Below are 11,659 nucleotides of genomic sequence, written 5' to 3'. Positions count from 1 at the left end.
GTAGAAGATGAGCAAACTGATCGCTGCTGTAGGGGCCTCGCTGACGCTGGCCATGGCCGTCCACGCGCAAGCCGCCGAGCAACTGAACGTGGTGAGCTGGAGTGGCTATTTCACCCCGCAGATCCTGGAGAAGTTCGAGAAGGAAAGCGGCATCAAGGTGACCGTGGATTCCTACGATTCCAACGAAACGCTGCTGGCCAAGCTCAAGCAGGGGGGCGCCGGCTACGACGTGGCGATTCCTTCCCACGCCTTCGTGCCGATCCTGATCCAGGAAAAGCTGCTGGAGCGCTTCGACCCGGCCAGCCAGCCGTACTACGCCAACGTCGAGGACAACCTGAAGAAGCCCGCCTGGGACCCGGAGGGCGCCTACGCCGTGCCCTTCATCTGGGGCACCACCAGCGTGGTGCTGGACAGCGCCAGGTACAGCGGCCCGGCCGACAGTTACTCGGTGCTGTTCACCCCGCCCAAGGAGCTGCAGGGCAAGATCAACATGTTCGACTCGGCCAGCGAGGTGATCGACACCGCCAGCCTCTACCTGGGCATCCCGCTGTGCAGCGAGGACCCCAAGCAGATGCAACAGGTGCTGACCCTGCTGAAGAACCAGAAACCCTTCGTGAAGACCTACAGCTCCAAGGCTGGCTCGATCCGCGAGAACCTGGCCTCGGGCGAAGTCGACATGTCGATGTTCTGGGGCGGCTCGTCGATGCGTGCGCGTGAGATGAAGTCCAGCCTGAAGTACCTCTACCCGAAAGAGGGCGTGATGGCCTGGGTGGACAACCTGGTGATCCCTGCCGGCGCCAAGCATCCGGAGAACGCGAAGAAGTTCATCGCCTTCCTCAGCCAGCCGGAAAACTCGGCGCTGACCCAGAACTTCCTCAAGCACCAGAGCCCGATCAAGGGCGTGGAGCCCTTCCTCGATGCCAGCCTGAAGGATGCGCCGGAACTGCACATCCCCGAGGGCACCAAGGTGGTGTTCAGCAAGACCTGCGGCGAAGGCGCGATCCGCCTGGCCGACCGCATCTGGACCAACCTGATGCGCTGATCCCCGCCCGACGGGAACACGGCACGGCGATGCACGCGTGCGCCAGCTTGGCGCAGCGGCATCGCTCGGCCTGCAGAACGCAACAAGCCCCGCTCAAGTGCGGGGTCGCTGAACCCGACTGACGCTTCCCATCGACCGGAAGCCTGATGAAAAAAGGCCGCGCTCCATGAGCCAGTACAAGCACAACAACGAACTCGTCCAGCTCCAGGCCCACGAACTGGCCCAGCGCATCCGCCTGCGCCAGGTTTCCTGCCGTGAAGTGATGCAGGCGCACCTCGAGCAGATCGAGCGCTTCAACCCGGCGGTCAACGCCATCGTCAGCCAGCAACCCGAAGCCCTTCTGCTGGCCGAAGCCGACCAGCGCGACGCCGAGCTGGCGCGTGGCGAATACCGCGGCTGGATGCACGGCCTGCCGCACGCGGTGAAGGACCTGTCGCTGACCCAGGGCATCCGCACCACCCTCGGCTCGCCGCTGTTCCGCGACTACCTGCCCGAGCGCGACGGCATCATGGTCGAGCGCATCAAGGCGGCCGGCGCGATCATCATCGGCAAGACCAACACCCCCGAATTCGGCCTCGGCTCCCACAGCTACAACCCGATCTTCGGTGCCACCGGCTGCGCCTACGCGCCCGAACGCACCGCCGGCGGCAGCAGCGGTGGCGCGGCGGCGGCGCTGGCGCTGCAGATGGTCCCGGTGGCCGACGGCAGCGACATGATGGGCTCGTTGCGCAACCCGGCGGCCTTCAACAACATCATCGGCTTCCGTCCGTCCCAGGGGCGCGTGCCCTTCGACGACAGCGCCGACCTGTTCATCGACCAGCTCGGCTACGAAGGCCCGATGGGCCGCAGCGTGCGCGACGTGGCTTTGCTGCTGTCGGTACAGGCCGGTGGCGATGCCCGTGCGCCGCTGTCCATTGCCGAGAGCGGCGAGCAGTTTGCCGGCAAGCTGGAACGTGATTTCAAGGGCGCACGCCTGGGCTGGCTGGGCGACCTGGGCGGGCACCTGACGATGGAGAAAGGCGTGCTGGAGCTCTGCCGGAAATCCTTCGCTGACTTCGAAGCCATCGGCTGCCACGTCGAGGACACCGCCATGGGTTTCTCGCCCGAGCGCCTCTGGGACACCTGGCGCACCCTGCGCCACTGGATGGTCGCCGGCTCCCTGGGCGGGGCCTACACCGACCCGGCCAAGCGCGAGTTGCTCAAGCCCGAGGCAATCTGGGAGGTGGAGAACGGCCTGAAGCTTTCCGCCATGGATGTGTTCCGCGCCTCCGCCGCGCGCAGCGACTGGTACCGTGCGATCAGCAAGCTGTTCGAGCGCTACGACTACCTGCTGCTGCCCAGTGCCCAGGTGTTCCCGTTCGACAAGACCTGGGACTGGCCGAAAGAGATCGCTGGCAAGGCCATGGACACCTACCACCGCTGGATGGAAGTGGTGATCCCGGCCACCCTGTCCGGTTGCCCGGCGGCCAACGTGCCGGTGGGCTTCAATGAGCAGGGCCTGCCCATGGGCCTGCAGATCATCGGCAGGCACCAGGCCGACATGGCCGTGCTGCAACTGGCCCATGCCTATGAGCAGGCTTCGCGCTGGTACCAGCGCTGCCCGCCGCCGATGCTGGCGGGGGATTGATTCACTTTTCCACAAGCTGAGGGGGATGCATGAACATCAGCTTCTTCCAGGAACTGCTGCAGAGCATCAGCGAGCGCGGCCGGCAATTGCTCGAGTCGCGCGAGCCGGCGCCGGCCAATGCCCAGGCGCTGGCGCAGGCCTGCCGCAAACTGATCTCCGGCCACGGCGAGGCCTCCGGCGTGGCCTTGGCGCGGCAGGTGCTGTGCGCCTATCGCGACTGTCCCGAGGAGCAGCAGAAGGCCTTCTTCGACACGCTGCTCAAGGATTTTGCGCCGCCTCACGAGGCGCTGGCCGCCGCCTGCCAGCGTTATCTGGACGATCCTTCGTCGGCCAACACCACGAAGCTGTTCGAGGCCAGCGAACCGCCGCGCCAGGAGCTGTTCCGCCGCCTCAACCAGGCGCCGGGAGGCACGACTGAACTGATCGCCATGCGTCGCCGGCTGCTGGGGGAACTCAAGGGCAAACCCGAGTTGGCGGCGGTGGACCATGACCTGCAGCACCTGCTGGCGTCCTGGTTCAACCGCGGTTTCCTGGTGCTGCGGCGCATCGACTGGTCGACGCCGGCGTCGATCCTGGAAAAAATCATCAAGTACGAGGCCGTCCACGCCATCAAGGACTGGGACGACCTGCGCAGCCGGCTGCAGCCGGCCGACCGCCGTTGCTTCGCCTTCTTCCACCCGGCGCTGGCCGACGAGCCGCTGATCTTCGTCGAGGTGGCGCTGACCCGGGCGATGCCGGGTGCCATCGCTGACATTCTGGAGCCTGGTTCGCCGGCGCAGCCGCTGGAAGAACCCGACACCGCTGTCTTCTACTCCATCAGCAACTGCCAGGACGGCCTGCGCGGCATCTCCTTCGGCAACTTCCTGATCAAGCAGGTGGTGGAGGAGCTGGCGCGGGAGATTCCGAGCCTGCGCCAGTACGTCACGCTGTCGCCGGTGCCTGGCTTCCGCCGCTGGCTCGACGGCCTGGGCGCTGACCCGCAGCTGGGCTCGGCGGCTGCCGACCTGCTCAAGGCGCTCAAGCCCGATGCGCCGCCTCCACCACGCACTGAAGAACCCATGCTGGCGCTGGCCGCCGAGTATTTCCTGCACGCCAAGAATGGCGCCGGCCTGCCGCTGGACCCGGTGGCGCGTTTCCACCTGGGCAACGGTGCCCGCCTGGAACGCCTGAACTGGCGTGGCGACCTGTCCGCCAGCGGCCTGCGCCAGGCCGCCGGGTTGATGGTCAATTACCGCTACGAACTGCGCCAGATCGAAAAGAACCACGAAGCCTACGCCAACCAGGGCGCGGTCGCGGCCTCACCCGAGGTACGCAAGCTGGCCACCCTGACGGTGAAAACAAAACGCTAGGACCTCACCATGAACCAGAGTCTTTTCGCCGAAGTCGGCAAACACCTGCCCAGCGACCTGTCCAAACCCTTCATCCGCACGCCCCTGGGGGGCGGCTACAGCTATGCCGACATGCTGCGCAGCACCTCGCAGTTCGCCCACGCGCTGGTGGAGCTTGGCGTGCAGCCGGGCGACCGCGTTGCCGTGCAGGTCGACAAGAGCCCCGAGACGGTGATGCTCTACCTCGCCGTGCTGCGCGTCGGCGCGGTCTACCTGCCGCTCAACAGCGGCTATACCGGCGACGAGCTGCGCTACTTCCTCGACGATGCCGAGCCCTCGCTGTTCGTCTGCGCTCCGGCCTTCGAGGCCCAGGCCCGCGAGCTGGCGAAAGTTAGCGGCGTGGCCCACGTGGAGACCCTGGGCGATGCCGGTGACGGTTCGCTGATGGCTCGGGTGCACGGCAAGCCAGGCCGCTTCGTCGACGTGCCGCGCGCCTCCAGCGACCTCGCGGCGATCCTCTACACGTCGGGCACCACCGGGCGTTCCAAGGGGGCGATGATCAGCCACGGCAACCTGGTGTCCAACGCCCGCGCGCTGGTGGATGCCTGGCAGATCACCGACAGGGACTGGCTGCTCCATGCGCTGCCGATCTTCCACATCCATGGCCTGTTCGTGGCCTGCAACAGCCTGCTGATGGCGGGCGGCTCGATGCTCTTCCTGAGCAAGTTCGACGCCGCGCAGATGCTTCGCCTGCTGCCCCAGGTGAACCTGCTGATGGGCGTGCCGACCTTCTACACGCGCCTGCTCGACCAGCCTGGCCTGAGCCGTGAGGCGGTCGCGCACATGCGCCTGTTCATCTCCGGTTCCGCGCCGCTCACCGCCGAGACCCACAAGGCGTTCTCCGAGCGCACCGGCATGGCCATTCTCGAGCGCTACGGCATGACCGAGACCGGCATGAACACCTCCAACCCGCTGGATGGCGAGCGTATCGCCGGTACCGTTGGCTTCCCGCTGCCGGGTGTCGAACTGCGCATTACCGATCCGGGCCAGGCTGAGCCAACTCTGTTGCCGCAAGGCGAGCCGGGGATGATCGAAGTGCGCGGGCCGAACGTGTTCCAGGGCTACTGGCGGATGCCGGAAAAGACCGCCGAGGAACTGCGCGCGGACGGCTACTTCATGACCGGCGACATCGGCTTCATCGATGACAAGGGCTACGTGCAGATCGTCGGCCGCAACAAGGACATGATCATCAGCGGCGGCTTCAACGTGTATCCCAAGGAGCTGGAGGAAATCCTCGACACCCTGCCGGGCGTGGTCGAGTCGGCGGTGATCGGCGTGCCGCACCCGGACTTCGGCGAGGGCGTTACCGCTGTGCTGGTGGCCAGCCAAGGGCAGGCGCCGAGCGAGGCGCAGGTACTCGCCGCGCTGGACGGCAAGCTGGCGCGCTTCAAGCAGCCCAAGCGGGTGATGGTGGTCGACGCGCTGCCGCGCAACGTGATGGGCAAGGTGCAGAAGAATGTGCTGCGCGAGCAGTTCAAGGCGTTGTATTCCTGATAGTCCGCGCGGGTCAGTTGTTCGCGAGCAAGCTCGCTCCTACAGGTCGGGCCTAGCGCCGGAGCGCTCTTCGTAGGAGCGAGCTCGCTCGCGAACCGCCCAACGCCGGTACCCATTGTAGGAGCGGGCCATGCACGCAATCCGCCGGCAGGGCCGGCATTTCCTTTTGCGCTGATGTTGCAGGTCTTCTGCGTTGGCTTGGGTGTTCCCGCGCCGCTTTGGCGTGCGCGCGAACTTCTTGTTTCGCCCCCTCGGGCGACCCACTTTGGCAAACGACCCAAAGTGGGCAAAGGTCTTGCCCCGGACATACGGTTTTTCGCTCAGGCGAAAAATTCCCTCGTTGAACGGGGCGGCTCGGCGTGCGCGGATGTTTCTCTGGAAATCCTTTTAAAGCCAAAACCAAAGCCGGCGGGATAGGGCTCTGCGTAGGAGCGAGCTTGCTCGCGAATCGCTCAACGCCGGAGCGACGCAATGAAGAAGCCCCGCATCAGCGGGGCTCTTTCATGTTGCACAAATCGATCAGCGAACGGTCACCACCACCTTGCCCACCGCCTTGCGCTGGCCTAGGTGATTGATCGCCTCTGCCGCCTTCTCCAGCGGGTAGGTCTGCGACACCAGCGGCTTGATCTTGCCCTCGGCGAACCAGGCGAACAGTTGCTGGAAGTTCGCCGCATTGTCCTGCGGCTGGCGCTGGGCGAAGGAGCCCCAGAATACGCCGACCAGCGAGGCACCCTTGAGCAGGGTGAGGTTGGCCGGCAGCGACGGGATGGTGCCGCTGGCGAAACCGACCACCAGCATCCGGCCGTTCCAGGCGATGGAGCGGAAGGCTTCTTCGAACAGGTCGCCGCCCACCGGGTCGTAGATCACGTCCACGCCCTGGCCGCCGGTGATTTCCTTGAGCTTGTCCTTCAGGCTGCCTTCGCTGTAGTTGATCAGCACGTCGGCGCCGGCGGCCTTGGCCACTTCCAGCTTGGCCTCGCTGCTGGCGGCGGCGATCACTTTCGCGCCCATGGCCTTACCGATTTCCACGGCGGCCAGGCCCACGCCACCCGAGGCGCCGAGTACCAGCAGGGTTTCGCCCGGCTGCAGGTTGGCGCGCTGCTTGAGCGCGTGCATGGAGGTGCCGTAGGTCATGCCGAAGGCAGCGGCGCTGGCGAAGTCCATGCCGTCGGGGATCGGCATCACGCTGTAGCCGGGTACCGCCACTTCTTCGGCGAAGCTGCCCCAGCCGGTCAGCGCCATCACGCGGTCGCCGGGCTTCACGTGGGACACTTTCTCACCAACCGCGCCGACCACACCGGCGGCCTCGCCGCCCGGGGAGAACGGGAAGGGCGGATTGAACTGGTACTTGCCCTCGATGATCAGGGTGTCGGGGAAGTTCACCCCGGCGGCGTGAACCTGCAGCAGGACCTCGTTCTTCTTCGGCTCGGGGCTGGCGATGTCTTCCAGCACCAGGGTTTCGGCGGGGCCGAAGGCTTTGCACAGCACGGCTTTCATGAGGACGTACTCCGTTGGAGGTTGTTCTTTGTGAGTAGCGGGCAGTGTAGGAGCGCAGGCACAGGGGGCAAATGACCATGGCCTGGGCTTATGCCCCGATATAGCTTGGGCGGCGGCGCGAGTGTGGCTATCCTTTGCCCATCGAATCCGGAGACATCGCCTTGAGAGCTTTCCTCGCCCTGTTGCTGGCCTTTTCCTTCAGTACCTTCGTCATGGCTTCCGAGTCCGAAGAGGCCAAGCCGGAAGACGCCAACAAGCCTGTATTCGTCGACCTCACTCCCGCACTGGTGGGCAACTACGGCAGCGGTCCGCGCCTGAAGTATTTCAAGGCCGACATCGCGCTGAAGGTCACCGGCAAGGAGGCCTCCGAGAAGGTCGAGCACCACGAGCCGCTGATCCGCAACCAACTGGTAATGCTGTTCGCCCAGCAGACCGACGATTCCCTGGGCAGCGTCGACGGCAAGGAGAAGCTGCGCCAGGAAGCCCTCAAGCAGGTGCAGACCGTCCTCCAGCAGGAAGAGGGCAAACCGCTGGTGGACGACCTGCTGTTCAACAACCTGATCGTCCAGCCCTGACCGCTGCATGAGCGCCTGCATGAGCGCGACTCATCTGCCCACCGCAGGCGCTCCTCGTTCCCGGCTGCGGCTGCTCGCCGCAATGCCGGGCTGAAAGCCCCGTCCCGCAAGGCGCGTAGGAAATTTCCTGCGCACGCCTGACCTGAATCAAACCCCATTCGCTGCCTGTCGCCGAACATCCCCTCATGATTCGCTCGAATTCGAGCGCCTGGACAAGGGGAAATCGGATGACAGGAAACGCAAAAAGCTGGCGCACCCGCGGACTCGCGGTGCTGGTAGTGGCCGTGCTCGCCGCGCTGGCCTGGCAGACGTTCAAGCCAAATGGCCTGGGCGCAGGCTTCGCCAGCGGCAACGGGCGCATCGAAGCCACCGAAGTCGACGTGGCCACCAAACTGGCGGGCCGCGTGGCGGAGATCCTGGTGGACGAGGGGGACTTCGTCACTGCCGGGCAGGTCGTTGCGCGCATGGATACCCAGGTGCTCAAGGCCCAGCTGGCGCAGGCCGAGGCCGAGGTGCGGCGGGCGCAGAACGCCAAGCTCACCGCCGAATCGCTGGTTGCCCAGCGGCATAGCGAGAAGGCCACCGCCGAAGCCATGGTCGCCCAGCGCCAGGCCGAACTTACTGCCGCGCAGAAGCGCTTCACCCGCACCGAGCAACTGGTCAAGCGCAACGCTCTGCCGCAGCAACAGCTGGACGACGACCGCGCGGCATTGCAGAGCTCCCAGGCAGCGCTGGCCGCCGCGCGCTCGCAGGTCATCTCGGCGCAGGCCAGCATCGCTGCCGCCAGTTCCCAGGTGATCGAGGCGCAATCGGCCATCGAGGCCGCCACCGCCAGCACCGTGCGCCTGCAGGCCGATATCGACGACAGCGACCTCAAGGCCCCGCGCAACGGTCGCGTGCAGTACCGCGTGGCGCAGCCGGGTGAAGTGCTGTCCGCTGGCGGCAAACTGCTCAACATGGTCGACCTGGCTGATGTCTACATGACCTTCTTCCTGCCCTCGGGGCAGGCCGGCAAGGTCGAGCTGGGCCAGGAAGTGCACCTGGTGATCGACGCGGTGCCGGAGTATGTGATCCCGGCGAAAGTCTCCTACGTCGCCAGTGTCGCGCAGTTCACGCCCAAGACCGTGGAGACCGCCAACGAGCGCGAGAAGCTGATGTTCCGCGTCAAGGCGCGCCTCGATCCGGGCCTGCTGGAAAAATACATCACCTACGTGAAAACCGGCGTGCCGGGCATGGCCTATATGCGCCTCGACCCGCAGGTGGAATGGCCGGCTGACCTGCAGATCAAGGTCCCGCAATGAACGCCGCCGACTGCGTGGCCCGTCTGGCTGGCGTCTCGCTGCGCTATGGGCAGACCTGCGCAGTGGACGACGTCACCCTGGAGATCCCGGCCAACCGCATGGTCGGCCTGATCGGCCCGGACGGCGTCGGCAAGTCCAGCCTGCTGGCGCTGCTGGCGGGCGCGCGGAAGATGCAGGATGGCGAAATCCAGGTGCTCGGCGGCGACATGCGCGACGTGCGCCATCGCCGCGCCGTTTGCCCGCGCATCGCCTACATGCCTCAGGGCCTGGGCAAGAACCTCTACCCGACGCTCTCGGTGTTCGAGAACGTCGATTTCTTCGGCTGCCTGTTCGGCCACGACAAGGCCGAGCGTGAGCGACGCATCGCCGACCTGCTGCAAAGCACCGGCCTTGCGCCCTTCGCCGAGCGGCCGGCGGGTAAGCTGTCCGGCGGTATGAAGCAGAAGCTCGGGTTGTGCTGCGCGCTGATCCACGATCCCGACCTGCTGATCCTCGACGAGCCCACCACCGGCGTCGACCCGCTCTCGCGCAACCAGTTCTGGGAACTGATCGGGCGCATCCGTGCCGGTCGCGAGGGCATGAGCGTGCTGGTGGCCACCGCCTACATGGAAGAGGCCGAGCGTTTCGACTGGCTGGTGGCGATGGACGAGGGCAAGGTGCTCTCCACTGGCACGCCTGCCGAGTTGCGCGAGCAGACCGCGACAGCGAACCTCGAGGAGGCTTTCATCGCGCTGCTGCCCGAGGCCAAGCGCGCCGGGCACCACAAGCTGGTGATCCCGCCACGCACGTTGAGCGAGGGCGCCCCTCAGATTGCCATCGAAGCCGAAGGGCTGACCTGCCGCTTCGGGGATTTCGTCGCGGTCGACCACGTCAGCTTCCGCATCGAGCGCGGGGAAATCTTCGGTTTCCTCGGCTCCAACGGTTGCGGCAAGTCCACCACCATGAAGATGCTCACTGGCCTGCTGCCGGCCAGCGAAGGCACCTGTGCGCTGTTCGGCCAGCCGGTGAACGCCAACGACATGGAAACCCGCCGGCGCGTGGGCTACATGTCCCAGGCCTTTTCGCTGTATGCCGAACTGACGGTGCTGCAGAACCTCGAACTGCACGCCAGGCTGTTCCACCTGCCGGCCGACCAGATCGGCCCGCGCGTGGAGGAAATGCTCAAGCGTTTCGACCTCGGCAAGGTCCGCAACGAGTTGCCGGACAGCCTGCCGCTGGGCATCCGCCAGCGCCTGTCGCTGGCGGTGGCGGTGATCCACAAGCCGGAAATCCTGATCCTCGACGAGCCCACCTCGGGCGTCGACCCGGTGGCCCGCGACGGCTTCTGGGAGCTGATGGTGGAGCTGTCGCGCAATGACGGCGTGACCATCTTCATCTCTACCCATTTCATGAACGAGGCCGAGCGCTGCGACCGCATTTCGCTGATGCACGCCGGCAAGGTGCTCGACAGCGACACCCCGCAGGGCTTGATCGACAAGCGTGGCCTGCCGACCCTGGAAGCCACCTTCATTGCCTACCTGGAAGAGGCCGCCGGCAGCGCGCCGGTGCCGGATACCGCGCCTGCGCCGGAAGCACCTGCCGAGCCGACCCGATACAAGGGCAGCGACCGTTTCAGCTGGCTGCGCCTGTTCAGCTACGCGCGCCGCGAAGCCATGGAGCTGCGCCGTGATCCGATCCGCCTGACCCTGGCGCTGGTGGGCACCGCGCTGCTGATGTTCATCATCGGCTACGGCATCAATATGGATGTCGAGGACCTCACCTACGCCGTACTTGATCGCGACCAGACCACCACCAGCCAGTCCTATGCGCTGAACATCGCCGGCTCGCGCTACTTCATCGAGAAAGACCCGATCCAGGACCCGGACGATCTGGAGCGCCGCCTGCGCAGCGGCGACATCAGCCTGGCGGTGGAAATCCCGCCGAACTTCGGCCGCGACCTCAAGCGCGGCGCCGATCCGGCCATCGGCGTGTGGATCGACGGCGCCATGCCGACCCGCGCCAACACCGTGCTCGGTTATGTGCAGGGCCTGCACTCCAGCTACCTGGCCGACCTCTCACGGCAGAACGGCAACGCGGCCGCCAGTGCGGCGGCCAGCACCGAGGTGCGCTACCGCTACAACCCGGACGTGGAGAGCCTGAAAGCCATGGTGCCGGCGGTGATCCCACTGCTGCTGATCATGATTCCGGCGATGCTCACCGCCCTGGGCGTGGTGCGGGAGAAGGAGCTGGGCTCCATCACCAACCTCTACGTCACCCCCGTCACGCGCCTGGAATTCCTGCTGGGCAAGCAGTTGCCCTACATCGGCATGGGCATGATCAACTTCGTGCTGATGCTGGCCATGGCCGTGCTGCTGTTCCAGGTGCCGCTCAAGGGCAGCTTCCTCGCGCTGCTGGTCGGTGCGTTCCTCTACGTGGTGACCAGCACCGGGCTGGGGCTGCTGCTCTCGACTTTCATGAAGAGCCAGATCGCTGCCGTGTTCGGCACCGCCATCGCCACCATGATCCCGGCCATCCAGTTCTCCGGGCTGATCCACCCGGTGTCGTCGCTCGAAGGCGCGGCAGCCTTCATCGGCCAGCTCTACCCGACTTCGCATTTCCTCATCATCAGCCGCGGCGCCTTCTCCAAGGCGCTGGGCTTCCCCGACCTGTGGGTCTACTACCTGCCGCTGGCGGCGATGATCGTGGTGCTGACACTGCTCAGCGTGGCCTGCCTGAAGAAGCAGGAGGACTGAGCC

General features: G+C 65.9%; 8 protein-coding genes. 7 read left to right on the top strand and 1 reads right to left on the bottom strand.

From position 1 onward, the window contains the following. Positions 1–7: 7 nt before the first annotated feature. The 4 genes from AC2T4A_RS03040 (at position 8) to AC2T4A_RS03025 (ending at position 5,551) form a co-directional block, all read left to right on the top strand. Entirely contained in the window at positions 8–1,042 is a 1,035-nt protein-coding gene (locus AC2T4A_RS03040) for an ABC transporter substrate-binding protein (RefSeq protein ID WP_416743673.1), read from the top strand. A 166-nt stretch (positions 1,043–1,208) separates the two neighbouring features. Next, positions 1,209–2,669: an amidase gene (locus AC2T4A_RS03035; RefSeq protein ID WP_478379704.1), complete on the top strand. Its 1,461-nt coding sequence runs from the start codon at positions 1,209–1,211 to the stop codon at positions 2,667–2,669. 29 nt (positions 2,670–2,698) lie between these two features. Beyond that, positions 2,699–4,018, top strand: coding sequence for a malonyl-CoA decarboxylase (locus AC2T4A_RS03030; RefSeq protein WP_416743670.1), 1,320 nt, complete (start codon positions 2,699–2,701; stop codon positions 4,016–4,018). 9 nt (positions 4,019–4,027) lie between these two features. Continuing rightward, positions 4,028–5,551 (top strand): malonate--CoA ligase, encoded by a 1,524-nt coding sequence (locus AC2T4A_RS03025; protein ID WP_486742695.1) that lies wholly within the window; start codon positions 4,028–4,030, stop codon positions 5,549–5,551. A 519-nt stretch (positions 5,552–6,070) separates the two neighbouring features. Here the strand turns inward: AC2T4A_RS03025 and AC2T4A_RS03020 are convergent. Continuing rightward, on the bottom strand, positions 6,071–7,048 hold the full coding sequence (locus tag AC2T4A_RS03020; RefSeq protein WP_486742694.1) for an NADPH:quinone oxidoreductase family protein: 978 nt from the start codon (positions 7,046–7,048) through the stop codon (positions 6,071–6,073). Positions 7,049–7,209: 161 nt separating this feature from the next. Here AC2T4A_RS03020 and AC2T4A_RS03015 point away from each other — a divergent pair, with 161 nt between their 5' ends. The 3 genes from AC2T4A_RS03015 (at position 7,210) to rbbA (ending at position 11,656) form a co-directional block, all read left to right on the top strand. Beyond that, complete coding sequence (locus AC2T4A_RS03015) at positions 7,210–7,623, top strand: flagellar basal body-associated protein FliL (protein WP_416743667.1); 414 nt, start codon at positions 7,210–7,212, stop codon at positions 7,621–7,623. A 227-nt stretch (positions 7,624–7,850) separates the two neighbouring features. Further along, a complete protein-coding gene (locus tag AC2T4A_RS03010; RefSeq protein WP_486742693.1) occupies positions 7,851–8,924 on the top strand; it encodes an HlyD family secretion protein in 1,074 nt (357 codons plus the stop codon). Then, entirely contained in the window at positions 8,921–11,656 is a 2,736-nt protein-coding gene (rbbA, locus tag AC2T4A_RS03005; protein ID WP_486742691.1) for a ribosome-associated ATPase/putative transporter RbbA, read from the top strand. Before AC2T4A_RS03010 ends, rbbA begins: the two co-directional genes overlap by 4 nt. The last annotated feature ends 3 nt before the right edge of the window (positions 11,657–11,659 follow it).

The organism is Pseudomonas sp. PVC-3-1, assembly GCF_057444315.1.
Note: the sequence above shows the minus strand (reverse complement) of the source record. Positions and strands in the feature narration are given on the sequence as shown.

Excerpts from the sequence above, each read along its gene's own strand:
- AC2T4A_RS03040 (WP_416743673.1), top strand. The coding sequence starts at position 8 with ATGAGCAAACTGATCGCTGCTGTAGGGGCCTCGCTGACGCTGGCCATG.
- AC2T4A_RS03035 (WP_478379704.1), top strand. The coding sequence starts at position 1,209 with ATGAGCCAGTACAAGCACAACAACGAACTCGTCCAGCTCCAGGCCCAC.
- AC2T4A_RS03030 (WP_416743670.1), top strand. The coding sequence starts at position 2,699 with ATGAACATCAGCTTCTTCCAGGAACTGCTGCAGAGCATCAGCGAGCGC.
- AC2T4A_RS03025 (WP_486742695.1), top strand. The coding sequence starts at position 4,028 with ATGAACCAGAGTCTTTTCGCCGAAGTCGGCAAACACCTGCCCAGCGAC.
- AC2T4A_RS03020 (WP_486742694.1), bottom strand. The coding sequence starts at position 7,048 with ATGAAAGCCGTGCTGTGCAAAGCCTTCGGCCCCGCCGAAACCCTGGTG.
- AC2T4A_RS03010 (WP_486742693.1), top strand. The coding sequence starts at position 7,851 with ATGACAGGAAACGCAAAAAGCTGGCGCACCCGCGGACTCGCGGTGCTG.
- rbbA (WP_486742691.1), top strand. The coding sequence starts at position 8,921 with ATGAACGCCGCCGACTGCGTGGCCCGTCTGGCTGGCGTCTCGCTGCGC.